Source organism: Bacillus sp. MYb56, assembly GCF_002976445.1.
Taxonomy (GTDB): domain Bacteria; phylum Bacillota; class Bacilli; order Bacillales; family Bacillaceae_G; genus Bacillus_A; species Bacillus_A mycoides.
Genome location: NZ_PCOH01000001.1, coordinates 148,927 through 172,942, shown reverse-complemented (window position 1 = coordinate 172,942; position 24,016 = coordinate 148,927). Strand labels below are relative to the sequence as shown.

Genomic DNA, 24,016 nt, shown 5'->3' with positions numbered 1-24,016 from the left:
CTCTTACTTTTGTTAATATCTTGGCTACTAGTTAAAAAGGTTTTAAATTTATGGAACAAACTTGTTTCTTAGATGGTCTATTATGTGTACGTATAAAAACAGGTTTTCAAATAGGATACAGTGTATTGAATTTACTACTTGTTTTCAGTATTGAAAATTTGAAAGGAATGATGATTTTGAAAAACAAGAGGATGTTAAAAATAGGTTTATGTGTTGGTATATTAGGTTTAAGTCTTACAAGCCTAGAAGTTTTTACAGGAGGGGCATTGCAAGTTGAAGCGAAAGAAAAGACCGGACCAGTTAAACATAAAAATCATGCGACGTATAAAGAATTCTCTCAACTTGAGAAAAAATTTGATGCTCGATTAGGTGTGTATGCTATTGATACTGGTACAAATCGAACAATTGCTTATCGACCTAACGAAAGATTTGCCTTTGCATCAACCTACAAGGCATTAGCGGCAGGAGTATTGCTACAGCAAAACTCAATTGATAAATTAAATGAAGTTATCACTTATACGAAAGACGACTTAGTTGAATATTCACCCATTACAGAGAAACATGTAGATACAGGCATGAAACTTGGGGAAATTGCAGAGGCGGCTGTTCGTTCCAGTGATAATACCGCCGGGAACATTTTATTTAATAAAATAGGCGGACCTAAAGGATATGAAAAAGCACTTAGACAGATGGGTGATCGGGTTACTATGGCTGATCGCTTTGAGCCAGAGTTAAACGAAGCTACTCCAGGAGACATTCGTGACACTAGTACAGCGAAAGCCATTGCTACGAATCTTAAAGCTTTTACGGTCGGAAATGCACTTCCAGCTGATAAACGTAAAGTTCTTACAGAGTGGATGAAAGGAAATGCTACAGGAGACAAACTTATTCGTGCAGGCGTACCAACTGACTGGATAGTTGGAGATAAATCAGGAGCTGGAAGTTATGGGACACGCAATGATATTGCTATCGTTTGGCCGCCAAATAGAGCACCCATTATCATCGCAATTTTATCTAGTAAAGATGAAAAAGAGGCTGCCTATGATAATCAACTAATTGCAGAGGCAACTGAAGTGATAGTTAAGGCTCTTAAATGATAATTTCTCAATTCTTTATGTAATGTAATTGAAAATAGGAACCTAGAAAGCGATTCTTTTACTGTGAAAAGAATCGCTTTTTTGTATTCCTATAATAATAGTAAGTATACAAGCAAAAATTATTATTTCATGGATAATTTATCCTCTAAAGTGCATGAGGGGAGTTTTCTCCTGTGGTGTTCGTAGTAACATGATTATTATATATACGATAATAATATTTTGGCGTATATATGCTAGTTACTCCTATATGAATATGTAATTTTACATATCCATATAAAAGACACATATGCGTCAATCACTATTAAATTATATTAAAATCATTTCCGGATGAGGGATTCATATAGGATTTGGGGAATAAAAGGATTTTTATGTTTAATTATCATAGTATAATTATTTCACTTTATGAAATGAAATTTGGATTTAACTTTTTTAAATATAATATTTTATAATTTGAATAATTAATATCTGAAAAATCAAATTTAATCAAAGCGATTTTCTGGTTTACTTATGAAAAACATAGTGTTTAAAATGAGGGGGAAGTAAGGTCCTTATATTCTATCAAAAATAAATAAAAAACGAGATGTAATTACTTTTTTGGAAAAATCTTTATCCTCAAGTATATGTGAAGAAATCCTAACGTTAGGTTGTACAACATTTACGATTAAAACTGTAAAAGACAATAGTGAAGAGGTGTACGGAATGAAGAATAAAATTATGACAGGATTTTTAATAACATCAATCGTTACTGGAGCGACTATTCCTATCAATACTCTCGCAACGCCAATCGTTCAGGCAGAAATGAAACAAGAAAATATAGATATTTCCTCAGCATTACGAAAAATAGGTGCACACTCCAAATTAACACAAACCTTTATAGATGGAGCCTTAGCAAGTCCGAATGTGCAACTTGAAGAAGTTCCATCTTTAAATACAACTCAATTTCTAATTAAACAAGATATGAAAGAGTGGTCATCAGAACTATATCCAAAATTAATTCTACTAAATTCAAAAAGTAAAGGATTTGCAACCAAATTTAATAGCTATTATCCAACATTAAAAGGATTTGTAGATAATAAGGAAGATAAAGAAGGGTTTATAGATAGACTGGAAGTTCTCCAAGATATGACTATAACAAACCAAGAAAACGTGCAACGTCAGATTAATGAGTTAACAGATCTTAAACTACAGGTAGATAAGAAACTGAAAAATCTTGATACAGATGTGGTAAAAGCACAGAGTGTACTTAGTTCAGAGGGAACAGGAAAAATAGACAAGTTAAAAAATGAAATGCTAAATACAAAAAAATCAATTCAAAATGATTTAGAGCAAATAGCATTATTACCAGGAGCTTTAAATGAACAAGGGCTAAAGGTATTCCAAGAAATTTATAGCCTATCAAAAGATATCATTGAACCGGCTGCTCAAACAGCGGTAGTAGCGTATAACAAAGGAAAAGAAATAAATAATACTATTGTAGAAGCAGAGAAGAAAGCAGAGCAGGAAGCAACAGAAAAGGGAAAATCAGCTATAGAAATTGAAGCTGCAAAAAAAGAAGCACGTGAAGCGATAGAGAAAAGTAAAAAAGGTGAGATTGCTGCAGCTGCAGTTACAAAAACGAAAGAGTATGATCTTATGAAAGTGATTGATCCTGAAAAAATTTAAAAAACATATAGTACCTTTGCCGAAATTAATAAACTAACAGCAGAGCAAAGAGTATATTTAAATGATTTAGAGAAACAAAATCAGAAATTATATGACTTAACAACTAAATTAACAGTAGCAGATTTACAAAAATCAATGATTCTTTTCATGCAAAATGATTTGCATACATTTGCTAATCAAGTAGATGGAGAAATTGAGCTAATGAAACGTTATAAAGAGGATTTGAATCTAATAAATAATAGTATTACAAAATTAGTGACTGAAGTTGATACTAGTAACACTCAGTCTCAAAAAGATACATTAAGACGACTAAAAAATGTAACAAATCAACTCGAAGAACAAGTTTATAAATTTTAATATTAAGAATTTAGGTTTAATAAAAAGATAATAACTCAATTGAAAATAAGGAGGAGAATCAAATAATGAAATTTCCATTTAAGGTCATAACTTTGGCCACTTTAGCAACAGTTATAACTGCTACGAATGGTAGTACTATTCACGCACTTGCACAAGAACAGACAGCACAAGAACAGAAAATAGAAAATTATGCGTTAGGACCTGAAGGGTTAAAGAAAGTGTTGGCTGAAACAGGCTCTCATATTCTTGTAATGGATTTGTACGCAAAAACAATGATTAAGCAACCGAATGTAAATTTATCCAACATTGATTTAGGTTCAGGAGGGGGAGAATTAATCAAAAACATTCACCTGAATCAGGAACTGTCACGAATCAATGCAAATTACTGGCTAGATACAGCGAAGCCAAACATTCAAAAGACAGCACGTAATATTGTAAATTATGATGAACAATTTCAAAATTATTACGACACACTAGTAGATACTGTAAAAAAGAAAGATAAGGCGGGCCTCAAAGAAGGAATAGGGGATTTAATCGGTACAATTCATACAAATTCAAATGAAGTTACGGAAGTTATTAAGATGTTAGAAGCTTTCAAAACAAAGTTGTATACAAATACTGTAGATTTTAAAAATAATGTTGGAGGTCCAGATGGACAAGGGGGATTAACGGCTATATTAGCGGGAAAACAAGCACTATTCCCACAACTTCAGGCCGAAATTGAGAATTTACGTTCTACGCAGAAAGCACATTTTGATAATGTATTAGCCTGGTCAATTGGTGGTGGATTAGGAGCAGCTATTTTAGTTATTGGAACGATTGCAGGAGCGGTAGTAATTGTTGTGACCGGTGGCACAGCGACACCAGCTGTTGTTGGTGGTCTAACAGCTCTAGGGGCAGCTGGTATCGGTTTAGGAACAGCAGCTGGTGTTGAGGCATCTAATCATATGAACTCCTATAATGAAATTTCGAATAAAATTGGAGAATTAAGTATGAAAGCTGATTTAGCTAACCAAGCAGTTATTTCACTTACTAATACAAAAGACACTTTAACATATTTGTATCAAACAGTTGATCAAGCAATTATGTCTCTAACAAGTATTCAGCAACAATGGAATACGATGGGAGCGAATTATAAAGATCTATATGATAATATCGACCAAATGCAAGAACATAAACTTTCTTTAATACCTGATGATTTAAAGGCTGCAAAACAAAGTTGGAATGATATTCATAAGGATGCAGAATTCATTTCAAAAGACATTGCTTTTAAACAAGAAAAAACAAATTAAAAATCAATATATATGTATAGGAGGAATTAAAATGAATAAAAACTTTCCTTATAAACTACTTGCTGTATCGACGTTTTTAACTCTGACAACAACTACTGTAGTTTCTCCAGTGGCAGCCTTCGCAAGTGAAAGTAAAATGGAACAAACTAGTACCGAAGATATATCTCTTTCTGTAAACAGCGAAAAGATGAAAAAAGCTTTGCAAGATGCTGGGGTATTTGCAAAATCCATGAATGATTACTCTTATTTGTTAATTAAAAACCCAGATGTTAACTTTGAAGGCATTGACATTAAAGGATATACAAATCTACCTAGTCAAATTCTACAAGATCAAAAGAATGCAAGAGAGCATGCTACGAAATGGGATTCACACATAAAAAAACAACTTTTAGATACACTGACGGGGATTGTAGAGTATGATACTAAATTCGACAATTATTATGACACATTAGTAGAAGCGATTAATGAAGGGGATGCAGACACATTAAAAGAAGGCATGACAGATTTACAAGGTGAGATTAAACAAAATCAAGCATATACACAGAATTTAATACAAGAACTGGCTAAGTTAAGAGATAGTATTGGAGAAGATGTCCGAGCATTTGCAGGTCATAAAGATATTTTGCATTCGATTCTGAAAAACCAAGCATCTGGAATTGATGAAGATGAAAAGCGCCTAAATGAAGTTTTAGAGCAAGTAAGACATTTTAAACAAGTAGAATCAGATGGAATAATAACTGTATCAATTCCCTCAATTCCTACGTGGATTGCTGGTGGTGTAATGATAGGGGTAGCAAGAAATAATTTAGGTACGTTAGAGCCGTTGTTAGCACAATTACGTCAGACTATAGATTATAAAGTAACATTAAATCGTGTAGTTGGTGTTGCGTATAATAATATTAATGAAATGCACAATGCGATTGGATCGGCTATTAATGCACTTACCTATATGTCTGCACAATGGCATGATTTAGATTCTCAATATTCGGGAGTGCTTAGTCATATTGATAAAGCATCCCAAAAAGCGGATCAAAATAAATTCAAATTCCTAAAACCTAATTTGAATGCAGCGAAAGATAGTTGGAAAACATTGAGAGCGGATGCGTTTACATTAAAAGAAGGGATAAAAACATTAAAAATGGATCCTGTTTCTTCAAAAAAATAGCGGAATACAGTATTTGTTGCAAGGGCATTTATACAGTTATAAAATGATTTTTTGTTCTTTATAAATTGAAAAGACGGAGGTATCATCAGGCCTCTGTCTTTTATTTTATTGAAATATTTTTATAATTCCATCCTATATGTAGAAAGTAGTTATACAAGTTTGAATTTTTAAGGTGAATGATTTTTATGAATTTTTCCATAAAACCTAATCTATGATTAGTGAGCTTTATATTCTTATTTTCCTAATTGAATACTTTTATACAATTAGATGGAAGTTAAGAATACTAAATCAAAACATAATAGGTTGTTATTGATGAGTTTATCGTAAAGTTGTTATTTTATGTGTCATCAAATAACATTTATAAACAATTAGAAATAAAGAAAAGGAGACTATTATGAGAAAAAATAGAGTATTAGATACAACATAAATAGCGTAAAAAATTTTTGGTGTAAAAACGTAATAAATAAAATAATAATCCTTAAATGTACTAAGGGAAAATGAGGGAGATAATATGGGGAATAACTCAAAATATAAAACTAGAAAAATACTTGCAGCTACCGCTACAGTAACTATGCTTACGACTGGAATGGTTTCTTCATCAGATGTCTTTGCAGAGGAAACAAAGCAGCAAAAAAAAATATCGACATCACTGCAAGAGGAAAAGTCAGTTAAATCAGAAAACAGAATATATACAGTCCCAGGAAAAGGGGATGTTGAGGTACTGAAACAACAGGAAAGAAAAAGTATGGCATTTAGTCCATATGAACCCACTGGTTTATATGCAAAGCCAAATGAACAAATAACGATTAATGTAGAAGGAAATCAAAATATTCAAGCATACATTGGAACGTATTCGTATGATGCTTCTTGGAGAGAAGACTCTAAAATAAAATCATTTACATTAAAACCTGGTATAAACACAATCCAATCTCCAAATGGGGGGATGATTTATTTTTATAATAAACAACAAGGTGGTACCATTCGAACAACAGTCACAACAGGTGGAACGACTACTCCTTTTTTTGAACTAGGAAAGCATACGAAACAAGATTTAATAAACATGCTGGACCAATATCCCAATGCACATGCAGTGGAGTTAAAAGGAGAACGTGTATTAATTACGGCCAGCCCTGCACGTGTTAAGAAATATTTGTTAGGTTCTAATACAGATCCTGTACAACTCTTAAAAAAGATGGATGAAGCTACTCGAATTCAAGACAAAGTAGCTGGTTTATCCGAGGAACAAGTAGATAAACATTATATTCATTACGTAGAAGAAAATCATTCTCCCGATTATTATATGTATGCAACTTCTTATCGAACCGCATATGTAGGAGATGCAATCCAATACGTGTTAAATATTAATAAATTTATAAAAGATGGCTGGGGTCCTTGGCATGAGGCAGGGCATTTGAGACAGCAATCACCTTGGAAGTTTTATAATATGACAGAAGTACAAAATAATATTTACAGCCTTTCTGTAGAAAAAGCATTTACATCTAATCAATCTTTTAGATTGCAACAGGAGGGCGCTTATACTAAGGCATTTCAATACTTAGAACAACCTAATAAAAATTATGACGAAGTTAGTGATGTTTTTGTTAAGCTTGTTATGCTTTGGCAACTACAGTTAGCATATGGAGAGGACTTCTATCCTAAATTGCATCAATTGTATAGAGACATGTCTTCAAGTGAACTTCCACAAACTGATGAAAATAAAAAACAATTATTTATGATTTCGGCATCAAAAGTAGCCAAACAAAATTTGATACCTTTCTTTGAGAAGTGGGGATTGCGTCCAAATAACGATACCATTCAAAAAGTGGCTGCATTAGGATATCCAATTTTAACAGCAGAGATTTGGAAGGGTACGGATTCTAATCCAATTAAACCAGATGTGCCTAATGAAAATAATATTTTAGAAGGAAGCCAATTTGCATGGTCACTAAAAGGGATTAGTGATTTCGAATTTGCTAAAATCAATTTCAATAAGTCGACAGAAGAAATGCAAATTGACTTAAAAGCAGGCGAACCGCATCATTATTTTAATGAAACATATGCGAGTATTAAAGTGCAAAATGCATCAGGAAAAGTAGTATACAAGAAAGACATTTATGGAAACAAGCAACAAAATGCTGAATCGCAAAAAGTTCCAGTCAAAGTAGGCGATTATATTGAGTTAACACATTTAGAAGGTGTGCATAGAGCTACTTTCACAAATGTAGACAACAGTAAACAAGAAAGCTTTGGAAAAAAAGCAATGTATGAAGTCACAAAAGAAGGCTTGAAGAAAGTAGAAAAAATGCCAGAAGTAACAATTTTAGATGGAAATCAATTTGCATGGTCACTAAAAGGAATTAGTGATTTCGAGTTTGCTAAAATCAATTTCAATAAGTCGACAGAAGAAATGCAAGTTGACTTAAAAACAGGCGTACCACATCATTATTTTAATGAAACATATGCGAGTATTAAAGTACAAAATGCATCAGGGAAAGTAGTATACAAGAAAGACATTTATGGAAACAAACAACAAAATGCTGAATTGCAAAAAGTTCCAGTTAAAGTAGGCGATTATATTGAGTTAACACATTTAGAAGGTGTGCATAGAGCTACTTTCACAAATGTAGACAACAGTAAACAAGAGAGCTTTGGAAAAAAAGCAATGTACGAAGTTACAAAAGAAGGTCTGAAGAAAGTAGAAAAGATGCCAGAAGCAACGGTTTTAGACGGAAATCAATTTGGTTGGTCTTTAAAGGGATATAGTGATAGAGAAATCGCAAAAGTAGATTATAATAGGGTAACAGAGAAAATGCAGGTGAATTTAGAAGCAGGCGTACCACATTCTTATTTTAATAATACGTATGCAAGTATCAAAGTACAGAATTCATCCGGTAGTGTTGTGTACAATAAGGAAATAGTGGGAAATAGACAGCAAACTGCTGAAAGACAAACTGTGCCAGTCAAAGTGGGAGATTATATCGAGTTTACCCATATAGAAGGGGAAGCAGTAAAGGAAAAGACACGGGCTACACTTATTAACCTTGAGAATAATAAACAAGAATATATAGGTAAAAAAAGAACCTATCAAGTTACTTCTACGGGATTAAACAAAATAGATTAACATGAAGAACATTCAAATTATTAGTAAGATGCTAAATAGTCGTTCATTATGAACGGCTATTTGGCTTTTATTTATATAAAAGTGAAATATAATCCAATGTTTAATGATTTATTAGAAGTAAAAAGGTAGGTATTATATAAAAGAAAATGAATAATTTATGCAGAGCTTGTATACGGTATTATTATTTAACTATTCTAAAATCAATTGATAAAAACGCTGGAATGTTTTTTAGAAAACAACTGACTCCATAGGTGGAATTTGGAAGATTAATTCTATTTTGGAGTTTATTTTTATAAGGAAATTCACATACGTGGATTAGTATTAAGATTCAAAATGTAAAATATCTAAAGACCTAAGTACAAGCACACATTTTAAATAAAAAAAGTGAGAAGAATGAATAACATTCTTCTCACTTTTAGCAATTAGGGTCGGCATATACATAAATATGCGTTTGAGTGGAATTTTGGATGAAAAATCCACATGCATAGTATACCAAAATATTTAAGGCCCTTCGTATGCAATATTGCATACGAAGAGTAGGTGGATATAATAGTTAACTTACTTCTATTAAAAGTAAAATGTGTTTATATTAAAAAAGGTAAAATCCAATTAAAGCTGGTTAAGATCTTAATTCTTCATAGCTACCTAATTAATCAATTCTAGCTATTGAGTAGGAAAGAGTTAATTAATTTGAAAATGATTTGAGTAGGTAAATTCTCCGTTATACTTAATTACTGCAATATATGTCCCTTTAGTATATACATTTGTAATTGGTGTTCTCCAAATTTCTAACCCTTTAGGCGTAGTAATAAATTCTGGTTCAATTGTAATAAAGCGTTGTAAAGTACCGTCAGGGTGAACCTTGAAAATCTTCATTTTGGCACCAAAATGCGCTCTACCAAAACGTTGAGTTAAGTAGAAAGTATCTCCTGTTATGAGGTGTTCAATATTCCAGTCGGGTTGGTATGTACTATTTTCAGCTCCCTATAAATCAAAGGCTACGGGAAATATGGTAATAGCAATTCTCACATTATTGAGGGACTGGAAAAACAACAAAGACGTTCTCAAATGCATGTATAGATATTTATAACAAAGATTCAAAAAAGAATAGGTAATATAGCTATTGGAATAAGATTGTTTTTGTCTATCTCCTGAAAAGGAGGATGGACAAACCATACCAAAGAAACTTGCATTTCATTATCTATAGAAGTGTAATGTCATTAAAGTGAGATAGGATACAGGCTAATATTGAGAAATGTAAAGTTTGTAGAGTTTGAAACAAATTAAAGAAGTAACATAAGGGATTTACGCATATAGTAATGTCGACGGATGAAGTTAACGGAATATTCGTTTTAATAAGATAAAATAATAGTATTTTTATCTTATAATATTGTTACTACGATGAAATAAGGCTAATAATTAGTTAACTTAAAAATTAAATTCAGATAGGAAGAGGATAATGAAGACCAGAGATAATTATAAAATTATTGTGATTGGCGCTGGGACTGCAGGACTATCTTCTACTGCACATTTGTTACGAAATGTATCCCTATTGAAAGAAAGTATAGCTATTATCGATTCATCTAAAAAACATTACTTCCAACCACTATGGAGTTTAGTTGGGGGAGGAATTGTTTCAAAGGAATGTACGATGCGTGATCAAGAATCACTTATTCCAAAAGGAGCAACGTGGATTCCTAAAAGTGTTGTTAAGTTGTTTCCAGATCAAAATAAGATACTTTTAGATGATGGAATGCTACTTGAATATGAGATTCTTATTGTAGCAGCCGGTATACAAATAAATTGGGGTGGTATTAAAGGCTTAAAGGAGTCTATTGGGACCAATGGGGTTTGTAGCAATTATTCTTATAAATATGTTGATTCTACTTGGAGAGAAATTGAAAAATTCAAAGGAGGAAATGCGATTTTTACCCACCCCAATACTCCTATTAAATGTGGTGGCGCCCCACAAAAAATTATGTATTTAGCAGAAGAGTATTTTTGTAATGGCGGTTTGAAAAACAGAAGTGAAGTAATGTTTTATTCTGCGAACGCTAACATATTTCAGGTACCGCGTTATGCTGAAACATTAGAACAAGTACTAGAAAGAAAGCAAATTATAACGAACTATAATAAAAACTTAGTAGAAATTATCGCTGAAAAGAGAGAAGCAATTTTTGAAGATACGCAAACACTGAAACGAGAAACAGTACCATATAGTATGATACATGTTGTTCCACCAATGGGGCCACCTAACTTTATTAAAGAAAGTGAGATAAGTGATTATCAGGGGTGGGTAGATATAAGTCCTTATACTTTGCAGCATGTAAAATATAAGAATATTTTTGGAATTGGAGATTGTACCAATTTACCTACATCTAAAACTGGAGCGGCAATTCGAAAACAAATACCTGTCTTAAAACAAAATATTTTGGACGTACTTAATGGAAGAGATTTGCAGGCTAATTATGATGGGTATACATCCTGTCCGATTGTTACAGGATATAAAAGTCTTATACTCGCTGAATTTAACTATGAACATGAGCCTCAAGAAACGTTTCCGTTTAATCAAGCGAAAGAACGGTATAGTATGTTTTTACTTAAAAGGTATATGTTGCCCTATATGTATTGGAATTTAATGTTGAAAGGGATTCTATAAGGAAAGATAGAGAGTTGTTGTAACAACCGAGAAGTAATTTGAAATAAGCATTTGGAGGGAATAGCTATGCTTTTAAAATATTTTTATGATGAAAAATTAGCTCATGCTTCCTATTTAGTTGGTTGTCAGAAGGAAGGCGTAGCAATTGTTATTGATCCCAGCCGCTATATAGAACAATATATAGAATTTGCTAAGAAAGAGGGAATGGAAGTAATTGCTGCGGCTGAGACTCATATTCATGCAGATTTTCTATCTGGGTCTAGAGAACTTTCCCTTCTTTTTAATGCAAATTTATATGTATCAGATGAAGGAGATAGTGATTGGAAATATCAAAATCTTAACGAGGGCCGATACAATTTGGTTAGAGAGGGAACAGAGTTTAAGGTTGGTCATATAAAATTCAATGTCATTCATACCCCAGGGCATACGCCTGAAAGTATTTCCTTTTTAGTAACCGATACAAGTCAAAATAATTATATGAATGATAAACCGATAGGAATATTCACAGGTGATTTTATATTTGTAGGAGATATAGGTAGACCCGATTTATTAGAAATTGCTGTTGGTATTAAAGATACCGCAAAAATAGGAGCGAAACAATTATTTGATTCTATACAAAAAATAAAAATATTCCCCGATTATTTGCAAATATGGCCATCACATGGTGCAGGAAGTGCATGTGGAAAAGCATTAGGAGCAATTCCAACTTCCACATTAGGTTATGAAAAGATGTTTAATTGGGCGTTTCAATGTAATGATGAAGATAATTTTATATCGAATTTATTGACGGGACAGCCAGAGCCTCCAAAGTATTTTCCATTAATGAAGCATTTAAATAAGTATGGTCCACCAACTCGTAAGAAGAGAGAGATTACTGCTATTTATATAATAGAAGAACTTCAAGAAGTGATGAGGGGTGTTCAGCAAATAGTTGATATAAGGGATGTAGAGTGTTTTGCTGCTGGCCACATCGAGAAGTCAATTAACATACCTTATAACAATTCTTTCACAACTTGGTGTGGGGGGATATTAGATTATAAAAAAGAAACTTTAATAATTTTAGATGCGGAAAATGTTAAAGTGGAGGAAGTTATTAGAGACTTTGAGTCCATTGGCTTAGATAATATTATTGCTTTTGCACCTTCAAAGGTAATTCAAAGATTCCATAGTTTAGAGATTTATAAGGAAAAAACATCAAATGAATTATATCCGTTAATAAAAGATGGAAGTGTAAAGGTTATCGATGTGCGTAGTAAAAAAGAGTGGGATGAAGGACATCTTCATGATGCAATACATATCACTTTAGGTAATCTACTTGAACGGCTAGATGATGTACCGAAAAATTGTCCAATAGTTTTACAATGTCGAACGGGGTTACGTTCCGCTATAGCAGCTAGCATTTTACAAAAAGCTGATATAAAGAAAGTAGTTAATTTAAAGGGAGGATTTCTTACGTGGAAAAAAGAAGGGCTCCCCTATACAACATGTAATCAAGAAATTTGAAATATATCAAAAGAGTCAAATGGAAAGAAAATAGAATCATTTGAAATAATCTAAGGGGATAAATAATAAAATTCAATTGCTATCAGTATGGGATATATAAACTAAAAATGATTTATTAAAGCCGCATTAAACGATAAAATTAAGCACAAATATGCTGATGTGTATCTATTCTATCAAAGTACATAAAACTAAAACTAAGATATTCGAACGAACTCAAAAAGCCGAAACCCCTTAACTTAGGAATTTCGGCTTTGATAATGGTATCTGGCATGTTTACTGCAATAGAGTTATAAGTTCTTAAATTCCTTAAATTAGAAACTTGTACTTGATTACCGTAGTTAAATTGTTGCCCTTTTAAAAGAACTGGTTAGAGAAAAAAGAAAAATCTATTGGTTAGCATTTAACCGAAAGATTTTTCTTTGAATTAGCGTCTTTTATATCATAATTATTGAGGAAGGGAAATTCGACTGAGAAATGCTGTCAAATAAAAGAATAGGCTAATCTAATTTCTAATGGTCCCAGTATCTTTTATTTTGACGTGTGTCTTTACATTTATTTTAGCCTCTGCTAACGCTTGCAACCAATTTCCTTTTATTTTTTTCCACTCGTTATATTGAAAAGCTCTAGCATATAACGATAATCCGATAGGATCAATTTTATTCTTTTGTAATTCATACAACATATTTTGTAATTTCTCATTAATTTCTTTTTGAACCTCATTTTCTAAATTATGTATGTTTTTTTTATTATCATAATGCTCCTTAATTAAATGTGCGTTAGTTTTTTCTATTACAGCTACATTAGCGTTTATATCGAAATTAAATACAAACTTTCCTTTTTGAAAATTAACATCTATTTTCCTAGTCGCATTCTGTATTAATATAGAAGTGTTTGGTTTTTGGCTGGATTTTTTAGGTGGAAGCACAAGGTGTAGTATCATCCGGCCTTTATTTTTGGGCTTATTTAAAAGATTGAAGAACTTAACATTTTTTTTAGGGATACGGCTTAAATATTTACCTTGTCGATCTAAAAGTGCAATTCCTACCGTGTCGATTTCATTCTTTGTTTTTTTTATAACTGGAACAGCTTGTGTCATTCCTTCTTCATTTTTTTCTCTCATTAATTGTTGAATCGTGGAAGAAACGGATTGATTATTTTGAATGGAGGATTCGATTACACTACTTATGTAAGATGGTAGTGATGGTTTATCGGGCTTATTAATTGTGAAAATTTCTTCTACAGGTCCATCAACAAGTACTACTTTAGCATTAATGGTAGCGTAAGGATCACGGTAAGAAGAATCAAGCTCCTGCATCCAATTTGCTTCTTGGGCCAATTTTTTCCCAATTAAAATGATTTCAGCTTTTGAGGCTGTCATATAGCCCGTTAACTTCGTATCTATTTTACTGAATCCATTATATACAGTGGATGCCCGCGTCCATTGCTCTATAGTACTTCTTTGCTGTTTATGATGAAAGAGTGGTATGCTTGTGCCCACTTTTATGTCTCCATTAGAAGTTCTATCTAAGGCGATTAACAGGATTAATGAAACCTGTTCAAGAGGGATTCTTTGACTACAACCGATTAAACATACACAACAAGTTACAATCCATATCCATTTTCGAATCAAAGTTGTTTCCTCCTAGTTAACCAAGTGAAAAGAATGCTGTATGCGAAAAAAAAGATTGGTAATAGAATAAAAAAAATGATATTTAAGATATCCATAAGAGAATATATAAACAAATATTGATCCACGTCGGGATTTAGAAAAATAAATAAGCCGACTATTAAAAACATAAAACTAACGAGCACCCAATTGCGAGCATTTTTTTGAAGTAAAATGGTCACAGATTCAAAACTGAAAAATAAATACGGATATATTGTAGTAGAAAATACAATCAAATAGTAAGCGATATATATAATTTCTAATCGTTCTATGAATGAAAAACGAACCCCTTTTAACAAATGAAATACTGGCCAAATTACGTCTTTTATCCCCTCCGGACTAAAGTATATATAAGAAAGAATAGTCACATATAGATAGAAAAACATGGTTCCAGTATTCGCTATTAGTATTCCTTTTATGGCTTTTTGTTTTTTTTGTAAGAACGGATAAATAAAATATGCAATTTCTAAGCCAGCATAAGGGGTAATTGTTTCTTTTGTTGCCTTTACAATAGGGGATATGCCATCTTTAAAAATAGGTAGTAGGTGTAAAGGATTGTAGTTACTCTTTAATGAAAACAGAAGAAATAGTGGCATCCAAGCAGTGAAGAAGAAAACAAGCATAGAATAACTAGTAAGAGCCCTTATCCCACTCAATGATAAAATAATAAAAGGCAATAGTAATAATATGGCGATTTGAAAAGCAGGAGTGGAAGGGAATATCCACACTTTTATAATGTCAGTTGCCTTTAATAAAGTATTAAAACCAGCAAAAAATAGATAAAAGGCATATAAAAGAAGAAAAATTGTTCCTAGCCATTTACCAAAGTATGTTTTTAAAATCTGTGAGAAATTTTTGCTAGGACTTTTTTGTAACATTAATACAATAAATACGCCAATTATAGAAGTAACCATCCATCCCAGAATGATAGAAATCCAGCCATCTGTGCCAGCGGTAGTAGCAAGTGGGCTTGGCATAATTAACATACCCGATGCAAGTTGCAGTGAATGGATGAAAACAATAAATTCAAATAAAGTTATGTTTTGAAATTTAAGATTCCCCATGCGAACCACCTTCTTTTTTCTTTTTTTGTTCCGGCTGTCCTGTACTCGAGCGGGTGGTGATCATGGAAATAGGAAATCTTACAAAAGAATCTTTTAACTCTTGGAGACGAAATGGTGCAATTGGCAATCCATATGGTGAACCATAGGAAGTTAATGAAACAAAATGAGCAAATAAGAGCATTAATCCACTAACAATACCTACAATCCCATAAAAATAGGCTAATAACATCATTGGAAAACGAATAAGCCGAATACAACTTGATAAATCATAATTAGAAACAATAAATGATGCAATGGCGGTAATAGATACGATAATAACCATAACGTTACTCACAAGACCAGCTTGAACAGCCGCCTGCCCAATTACAATCCCTCCAACAATTCCAATTGTTTGTCCAATTGGTTGTGGTAAGCGAATACCAGCTTCACGTAGCATTTCTAGTGTGATTTCCATTATAAAAGCTTCCAATAAAGGAGAGAAAGGGACTTTAACTCTTGACGTTGCAATAGAAGTGTATAGATCTAAAGGAATGATTTCAAAGTGAAAAGAGACTATAGCAATATAAATTGCGGGTAAAAAAATAGCTATAATAAATCCTGCAAATCGTAATAAGCGAAAAAATGATGCAATGAGCCAATGTATATTATAATCATCTGGAGTCTGAAAAAATCCAATTAAATTCATTGGGACAATCATCGCACCAGGAGATCTATCAATTAACACTGCTACTTTTCCATCAAGTATATGATTAGAAATGGCATCTGGGCGTTCACTTAAATAAGCCTGTGGAAAAGGAGTCCAATTTTGATCCTTTGTAAAATTAGATAGTTCTCCAATGCTCAATACCGCATCCGTTTTAATTTTACAGATTCTAGTTTCTATTTCTTGGACCACATCTTCGTTTGCTACATCCCCTAAGTAAATTAAATAGACTAAAGAAGTGGCGCGTTCTCCAATTGTCATTTTTTTAATTTTCAATTCAGTAGAAGGAATATATCGACGAATTAAGCCTATGTTTTTTGTGGCATTCTCAATAAACCCATCATGTGAGCCTTTAATAGTAACTTCTGAAATGGGTTCTTGAATCGCTCTTTCTGCCCAGCCTTTTGTATTTATTAGAAGGGACCTCTTTTCTCCTTCCATAAACAGTACACATTGTCCCTCAAGTAATCCTTCTTTAATTTCATTCCACGTATATACTATTTTGGTATGAGTAGCAATAATATTAGAATTAAATATTTGACTGTCTTCATTCACTTCTTGTAATAATGGTGTAACAACATTTCCTTTTAATGCAACACCATCTGTAAGGCCTTCAAAATAATATAGTAAAATATTCGTGTTTGTTTTTAATTGCAAAGGATGTTCAATCAAATCTGCACTAATATCAAAGATGTTATCTAATGTATTTTTAAGTTCTTTTAAGTTACTTGTTTGGATTTTTTCAATGGTTTTATCTGTCTTTGTTTCTAGGGTCTTTTCATTTAAGGACAAAATTGACACCTCTTTAATATATAACGATTAGTTGTAGTTATTATTTTTATATGTTTGAATTTTATTCACTAATTTAAACGGATTGAGATCAAGAATAACTAAAATTGAAGTACTATATTATAAATTCAATAATTGAGAGTAAAAAAGTAGATGTAATTTGTGTAGAAATCTAAGTATCAAGATAGAAGTGAAATTTGAATGATTATAATAAAAAAGAACCCTTGATAGGTTCTTTTTAATAGTTGGTAAATCTGTTTTCAACAATAGATGGCGATAAAGGTAGTAATTTAGATGTCTTTATGTTACTCAGCTGAATTTTGTAGGAAGAATTATTTTTTCATACCTCAATGCTCAATAAAAAAGGACATTTCATTTATTTGGGTGTTTTAGTGTATTTGAATTTTGCACGCTAACAAATTTTGTTTAGGGACAAAATGTGAAGTTTTATTCTGAAATAACAGAAAGTTAATGCGGCAAAATTCCTATTGGTAATTTGGATAGGTATCAAATATTTCTTTGGCCTTATTTTCTTGATATGACCGTACGTTTATATGTTTCTAAGGGAAAGAAATATTTTCATTTTTATTACCATCTATTGTTTGATTAAGATGGTAACATGAAAATAAAACGTTTACAACCAGAAAATAAAGAAAAAATAGTAAAATACGACTTTTTTCGACAAATATTCCTATAAAACGTTTTGTAGGAATTAGCAATAATAGCTTAATATATTAAAGTGAAATTCAATGAATAAGAGTCCAAAGGCATGAATTTAAATGATAAAGTTATAATTTTCTTTTTTGAACTGTAAGTGTTTTACAAGTATAGTTAAACTTTAATCCAACTAGCATTTCTTCCTTTTGTCACTAGCTTAATATGGCCAAACAATTGCAAGGAATTTAAAGCCTTACTGATTGTACTCTCTGCTATGTCTGGATATGTGTTACGAATACACTCCTTAGTAAAGGGTTGTTTTTGTTTAAGGATAAAATCCTGAATTCTCTCCACTTTAGTATGCTTACATATAGAATCTAGAACTGTATTATGAAGATCTTTGTACGCCTCTAATATAATAGTTAAAAACGTTTTTAACCAAAAGCTACTATTATGTTCCTCGCAGTACCAATTTACCGAAGATTTATAAATCGAATTGTAATATTCAGATTCATTTTTCTTAATGTATTTATCCAGACATACATATTTTACAAATGTATTTCCACTCTTAATTAATAGCAATTGCATTAACATAAGTGCCAATCTGCCGTTACCCTGATTAAAAGGGACTATGCAATAAAAATTAAATATAAAACGAGCTATTAATAAAAGTGAATGATGGCCCTTACTAGAATTTAATGAGTTATATTGATCACATAATTGTTCCATTACTTGTGGAATAAGCTCATGTGGAAGAATGCGGTAACTATTTAAGTGCATTCCGTTTTCAGGAATACCTGGAATAGTAAACGGTTTTTCGCGCCATTTGGCACTGTCAGAGGTAATGTAATGTATTAATTGAAAATGTAATTCCTGTATAGTCTCTGGATTGATTAATAAATCACAGGAATTCTTATGTACAAAAGTAAGTGTTTGATAAAAACAAAAGATAGCATCTTCCGAAATATTTTGAGGTACTATATCATCTAATATAAGTTCTTTTAATCTTTTATTTGGGACTTTTATATCTTCATAGGTAGTAGTAAAGTTTTTTATGTAATGAAGTGGTATGGTTTTTTCTAAGCTAGTAAATATATCAGGATTTTGTTCCTGATAAGCAGCTAATTTTCCTTTTAATTCACTAATTTCACTGATTATATTTAATAGTCTCCTTTTTAATTCAATATTTTTATACTTGTCATCGAAAAAATTTCTCATTTTTATTCCCCCTGTAACCCCTTAACATGCTGTTACATAAATCTTTCCATTCTAAAGATAGTTTACAACATTATTTTGAAATAACAATATATTTATTTTGATTTTGAACTTATTTTAGAATCAAAATTGTTATTTAAATTTGATTAACGAGTTAGAACTTATGATTAATCATGTTTGAATAAAGAATGAATATACACAGATAGAAAATATAGTTTGACTTAAATTCATTTTTATGAATTTACGAGATGAAAATATAATTTTAGAATTATTATTAGTGTAGTTTGCTGTATTATTGCTGGGAATTTACTAGAAAGTAACTAATTTTCACAAATAAAATAAAGAAATCTTAAAGAGGAATCAATAGGATCTAATTTGAATAGGCATAATCCTAACATTAAATGTGCAAATGTACAATAATTAAATGAAAAAAATATGAAAATATCGACTTTTTTCGACAAAATAAATTAAATAGAAAAACAATCTAATGTAAGAAAATTGTTGCTTTAGATGGTCTCTGCATTTCATAAATTAATATTGAAGGAATTATCAAATGGTTTTTACGAGTAATAAAAGAGTAGATATATAAATTAAATTGTGACAATTATAAAGTTAGTATTCTCCATTTTCATTATTTAATTTAACAAATTTAATAATATTAAGGTGACTTTCTATATTTAATATAAGTATTTGATGGGGTATGCTCATAAAAAGTGTCATTTTCTATATATCCATGTAGCATTTAGCGCTTGTATTGCGAAATATTTTGACATAAGTTAATTTAAATATTAGGTACAGAAACATTTTAAGGAAAAGAGTCAGTATGAAAGTATCCTGAAAAACGTTTCACCCTAAAAACGTTTTTCCTCAAGAAGATTTTCAGGAGCACTAAAGTTTTTTAATTTGTTTCTGTGCCTTATTAGATAAAAATAATATAATAAGTTGTTTAGAAAAGGTGAAAAATTCCCCCATTATAAAATGAATTCATATCACTTAACGTCTGTATGTTCTAGTTAAAGTAGGAATTTAAAGAAAAGGAAAGGGCTAGCTCTAGTTATAATTAGTGCAATAAATAGGGGGCTACTCAAATTTTTTTGTTTGATTTAGTAAGAATAATTATAAACGAGTTAATTCAGTATAAAAAATGTAATGTTACACAATTGACGAAGCTTTTAAAAATTCCACAATCCACTGTTTCCCAACATTTATCGAAAATGAGGGGTAAGGTGCTAAAGGCTGAAAAAAAGGGTTTAGAGATGTACTATTATATTACTAATCTAAAGGCGAGTCAGATTGTTGGAATTTTAGGTTTGTAAATAAACAAAACTTCACATATTTCATTATAAGTAAAACGCAGAATAATCCCCCACAAATACGTGGGGGATTTCTTTTATGAAAATAATATCAGTCTTTTTGAGTAGTGACACGATGGTCACCATGTTCTAATGTGCTAATAAAAGAAAAATTTTGAAAGTGCTAAAACGCTTCATATTTTTCAATATAATTTATGTCGCAAAAATCTTTTAATTTCATCAAAAGCTAAGTGACGATGACCAGCCTGACAATGTTGTTCACCACCAGTTTTCTTAGTGAAAACTACAGAAGTGATGGAGGCTGCATTACATAGCTCCGATTCGATTTGCGGTAATCGGCTAATTGGAACGTACTGATCGTCTTCACCAGCCAGGAGCAATACTTCTTGATTTATGAACTGACCGATTCCTGCCATCGTATGTTTTTCAAAGTTTTTAAGTAAGTTAAATGGCGTTTTTTCACCTGTATTTTCCATACCTTTTTTAACTTTCCAGTTCAGGTCGATGCTGGTAGCCATCATTTGTTTAAACATGGTATTAATTTTGTCAGCTTCATTAGTAGCCAGAAGCGTGGTCAATTTATTCCAGATATTATCCGGCATGCGCATCTTGAGTGCATCAAGGCCACTATAAAAAATATTAAAGGCGATGACTTTGTCGATTCGTTTTTCAAAAGCGGCGACACGCATTGCCAAGTAGCCGCCCCAAGAAGCTCCGAGAATACTAACACGGTCAAGTTTGAAATAGTCAATGACTGTGGAAACGGGCTTCTCCCAGTTGTGGATGAATTTTAAGCCGTTTTTCAGTGCTGTTCCTTGTCCAGGTCCATCAAAAACTATAATATTATAATTGCTTCCTATGAGGTAGTTCATCATCTTCATCATTTCCTCCATGTAGGAATCGTAGCCTCCAAAGAAAAGTAGTGTATTACATGCGCCTGGTGTCATGAATTTGATTGCAGGAAGATAGGAATCTTCATAAGGAATTTGATAGGTTTCATACTCAAAGTCATGAAAGCCCTTATAAAAAGTTTCACGGTATTTTTGGTACACTTTTTCTTTTTTTGGATCGGATGATTCCATATAAAACTCGGCAGCCTGATAATAAACCGAAGCCAGATCGAAGTCTTTCTGATGCTCCCGCATTGCTGCATATTCTATCCAAGTGTTATACCAGCTGTCCGTGTCTGTAAGTCTTGGGATGATGGCTTGCAAATCCTGATTTGCCCGCTCATCGTCTTGATAGAAATCGTTGAAAAAACGGTTAATTTGCAAATTGAACTGTTCGTTGTTTACATACTGTTTAAACATAAAATCCCTCCTTATATTTGACTACAAGGTAAGGATAAGAGAAGTATATTAAAGAAACAACAAGCAGGAAAGGGTAAGAAGTACGAAATCGAACCATAAGGATATAAATGGTTTGATAAGCAACTTTGGGAAGGAGATTGATTATTAATGGAAGAGGATGTTCGCGTTTATAAAACGAAGAAAAATATTTCTAATACACTTATTACCCTCTTGAACGAAAAAGAGTTTGGGCGAATTACAACTAAAGATATTTGCATACATGCTATGGTGAGTAAGTCCACATTTTACAGCCATTTTGCAGATAAATATGATCTTTTGGAAAAATTAGTGCAAAATTATGTCTGCTGGTTCAAGGAAGAAATTGAATTTCGTTTCGCATTAATAGAGAATGGAAATGTGGCTCAAGCTATTAATATGATAACCGATAAGATCTCAGCGCGAAAAAAAGAGGTTGCAACTTTACTCCATGTACGTGTTCCCTCAGCGGATTTACGTTTAGAATTAGAATCCATTTTATATAATGCCTGCTATTCCTATTTGAAAGAGCAGCAGGTTGAAGTAAGTGTGCCGATTGACTTTGTAGCTCAGTTGTATACAGCAAACGCAATGGTGTCAATCAATTGGTCGCTGAGCAACGATAAAAATCCAGATGTGGTTGAACTAATCGATAATATGCAGGGATATGTTTTTGATCTGATTTTGTCAGGTGGCGAGAGAATGTAATAAATCATGAAACCTGCTTAATAATGTAGTTATCGTGTGGGGTGTGGTTGTAAAAAATTAAGTAATCGATATTTGGATTTTTTGTGAATCTTTATTGGTTTTTAATAAACTCTTTACTACATAATGTTACAAAATAGAATTAATTTGCTTAATTTAGCCCCATATCAGGTTAATAAATAAACTAAATGTGTTTATGTTATTGAACTATTAATATATTAGTAGGTGATTTGTTCGTTTATCCCTATATTGCTATTATATTAGCATAAACAATATATTGGGGGGACGAGTATGAATTTGAAGTTAACATCTAAGTTAGAAAGATTAAGAAAAAGTAAAAAAGGAATTGGTGCTTGTGTTTTAGCTGTAGGGGTGACGGCAATTACAATGATTCCTCAAAGTGCATATGCACATGGGTTTGTTGAAAAGCCGAGTAGTCGTGCTGCTTTATGTAGTCAGAATTATGGAGCATTAAATTTAAATTGTGGAAATGTAATGTACGAACCTCAAAGTCTAGAAGCACCTAAAGGATTCCCAGATGGTGGACCGATTGATGGGAAAATCGCTTCGGCAGGAGGACTGTTTGGAGGGATTCTTGACCAACAAACATCAAATCGCTGGTTCAAAAACACAATAAAGGGGGGAGCAAATACATTTACATGGAAATACACAGCGGCACATTCTACAAGTAAATGGCATTATTACATTACCAAAAAGGGATGGGATCCTAATAAACCATTAACACGTGCTGAATTAGAACCAATTGGAACTGTGAAACATGACGGTTCGGCAGCATCAAATAATTTAACACATACAATTAATGTACCAACTGATCGCAATGGTTATCATGTTATTTTAGCTGTATGGGATGTAGCAGATACGTCAAATGCGTTTTATAATGTAATTGATGTAAATCTAGTAAATAATGAAGCTCCCGATACAGTAGCTCCAAGTCAACCAACTGGATTAAATGCGTCTAAAGTTTCTGCCAATAGTGTTGAACTAACATGGAAGGCCTCAAATGATAATATAGGCGTAAAAGAATATCAAGTGTTACGTAATGGAGAAGTAATTGGTACGGTACCAGGTACAACTTTTACTGATAAAAAACTAAAAGCAAATACGGAATATACCTATACAATAAAGGCATTAGACGCTGCTGGAAACATATCAAAAGAAAGTGAAAAACTAAAGGTTAAGACAACAAATGAAACTCCAGATAAAGAGGCTCCGACTCAACCAAAAGGATTACATAGTATGGGTACAACAGCGACAACTGTTGATTTGATGTGGAGTGCGTCTGAAGATAATGTAGGTGTTGATCATTATGTTGTATATAGAGAAAGCACTGGGGTTATGAATAAAATTGGGACAGCGGATAATACATCCTTTATGGATAAAGATTTAAAAACTAATACATCGTATAAATATGTAGTGACGGCGGTTGATTTAGCTGGAAATGAGTCTAGTAGAAGTGATGTTTTAACTGTAGCAACAAAACTAGAGGACTCTACTTATGAAAAATGGGATGCAAGAAAAGCATACAATAAAGGTGATAAAGTAGTACATGAGGGAAAAGTGTATGAAGCGATTCAAAGTTATCAAGGGAACGGCGATCCAAATTGGATTTTTGCACTATCGCTTTGGAAGCCAGTTTTAAATAAATGATCAGTGGAAAAGGGTAGTTATCACTTATTCTATGTGCAATACCGGAACAGGGGTG

At 32.3% G+C, this 24,016-nt stretch carries 15 protein-coding genes and 1 pseudogene; 10 read left to right on the top strand and 6 right to left on the bottom strand.

Annotated features, from left to right (window positions below; genetic code table 11):
• Positions 1 to 170 precede the first annotated feature (170 nt).
• The 5 genes and pseudogenes from bla to CQ058_RS00785 all read left to right on the top strand — a co-directional run bounded on the left by bla (position 171) and on the right by CQ058_RS00785 (position 8,694).
• A complete protein-coding gene (bla, locus tag CQ058_RS00805) occupies positions 171 to 1,097 on the top strand; it encodes a class A beta-lactamase Bla1 (protein ID WP_372421631.1) in 927 nt (308 codons plus the stop codon).
• Between the two features lie 699 nt (positions 1,098 to 1,796).
• A pseudogene (gene hblC, locus CQ058_RS00800) lies at positions 1,797 to 3,116 on the top strand (hemolysin BL lytic component L2).
• 62 nt (positions 3,117 to 3,178) lie between these two features.
• Positions 3,179 to 4,408 (top strand): hemolysin BL lytic component L1, encoded by a 1,230-nt coding sequence (gene hblD, locus CQ058_RS00795; protein WP_142396323.1) that lies wholly within the window; start codon positions 3,179 to 3,181, stop codon positions 4,406 to 4,408.
• A 31-nt stretch (positions 4,409 to 4,439) separates the two neighbouring features.
• Positions 4,440 to 5,573, top strand: coding sequence for a hemolysin BL binding component B (gene hblA, locus CQ058_RS00790; protein ID WP_002016983.1), 1,134 nt, complete (start codon positions 4,440 to 4,442; stop codon positions 5,571 to 5,573).
• Positions 5,574 to 6,084: 511 nt separating this feature from the next.
• Positions 6,085 to 8,694, top strand: coding sequence for a putative mucin/carbohydrate-binding domain-containing protein (locus CQ058_RS00785; protein ID WP_105589379.1), 2,610 nt, complete (start codon positions 6,085 to 6,087; stop codon positions 8,692 to 8,694).
• A gap of 681 nt (positions 8,695 to 9,375) precedes the next feature.
• Here CQ058_RS00785 and CQ058_RS00780 read toward each other — a convergent pair.
• Positions 9,376 to 9,630: a DUF5065 family protein gene (locus tag CQ058_RS00780; protein ID WP_078177185.1), complete on the bottom strand. Its 255-nt coding sequence runs from the start codon at positions 9,628 to 9,630 to the stop codon at positions 9,376 to 9,378.
• A 523-nt stretch (positions 9,631 to 10,153) separates the two neighbouring features.
• On the opposite strand from CQ058_RS00780, the gene CQ058_RS00775 reads away from it, so the two are divergent.
• On the top strand, positions 10,154 to 11,353 hold the full coding sequence (locus tag CQ058_RS00775; RefSeq protein WP_105589378.1) for an NAD(P)/FAD-dependent oxidoreductase: 1,200 nt from the start codon (positions 10,154 to 10,156) through the stop codon (positions 11,351 to 11,353).
• Positions 11,354 to 11,419: 66 nt separating this feature from the next.
• Entirely contained in the window at positions 11,420 to 12,856 is a 1,437-nt protein-coding gene (locus tag CQ058_RS00770; protein WP_002141829.1) for an MBL fold metallo-hydrolase, read from the top strand.
• A 502-nt stretch (positions 12,857 to 13,358) separates the two neighbouring features.
• Here CQ058_RS00770 and CQ058_RS00765 read toward each other — a convergent pair.
• From CQ058_RS00765 to CQ058_RS00750, 4 genes are all read right to left on the bottom strand, one after another.
• Complete coding sequence (locus CQ058_RS00765; protein WP_002189650.1) at positions 13,359 to 14,486, bottom strand: Ger(x)C family spore germination protein; 1,128 nt, start codon at positions 14,484 to 14,486, stop codon at positions 13,359 to 13,361.
• Entirely contained in the window at positions 14,483 to 15,586 is a 1,104-nt protein-coding gene (locus CQ058_RS00760; protein WP_002189651.1) for a GerAB/ArcD/ProY family transporter, read from the bottom strand. Before CQ058_RS00760 ends, CQ058_RS00765 begins: the two co-directional genes overlap by 4 nt.
• Positions 15,573 to 17,081 (bottom strand): spore germination protein, encoded by a 1,509-nt coding sequence (locus CQ058_RS00755; RefSeq protein ID WP_002085466.1) that lies wholly within the window; start codon positions 17,079 to 17,081, stop codon positions 15,573 to 15,575. Before CQ058_RS00755 ends, CQ058_RS00760 begins: the two co-directional genes overlap by 14 nt.
• A gap of 828 nt (positions 17,082 to 17,909) precedes the next feature.
• Positions 17,910 to 18,953, bottom strand: coding sequence for a Fic family protein (locus CQ058_RS00750; protein ID WP_002016992.1), 1,044 nt, complete (start codon positions 18,951 to 18,953; stop codon positions 17,910 to 17,912).
• A 1,085-nt stretch (positions 18,954 to 20,038) separates the two neighbouring features.
• Here CQ058_RS00750 and CQ058_RS00745 point away from each other — a divergent pair.
• Positions 20,039 to 20,266, top strand: coding sequence for an ArsR family transcriptional regulator (locus tag CQ058_RS00745; protein ID WP_050551317.1), 228 nt, complete (start codon positions 20,039 to 20,041; stop codon positions 20,264 to 20,266).
• 179 nt (positions 20,267 to 20,445) lie between these two features.
• Here the strand turns inward: CQ058_RS00745 and CQ058_RS00740 are convergent, their stop codons facing one another.
• Positions 20,446 to 21,573, bottom strand: a complete 1,128-nt coding sequence (locus tag CQ058_RS00740) for an alpha/beta fold hydrolase (RefSeq protein ID WP_002189652.1) — start codon at positions 21,571 to 21,573, stop codon at positions 20,446 to 20,448.
• 147 nt (positions 21,574 to 21,720) lie between these two features.
• Here CQ058_RS00740 and CQ058_RS00735 point away from each other — a divergent pair, with 147 nt between their 5' ends.
• Together CQ058_RS00735 and CQ058_RS00730 are read left to right on the top strand one after the other, a co-directional pair.
• Positions 21,721 to 22,296: a TetR/AcrR family transcriptional regulator gene (locus CQ058_RS00735; protein ID WP_002189654.1), complete on the top strand. Its 576-nt coding sequence runs from the start codon at positions 21,721 to 21,723 to the stop codon at positions 22,294 to 22,296.
• A gap of 288 nt (positions 22,297 to 22,584) precedes the next feature.
• Positions 22,585 to 23,961: a lytic polysaccharide monooxygenase gene (locus tag CQ058_RS00730; protein WP_002016996.1), complete on the top strand. Its 1,377-nt coding sequence runs from the start codon at positions 22,585 to 22,587 to the stop codon at positions 23,959 to 23,961.
• Positions 23,962 to 24,016 lie beyond the last annotated feature (55 nt).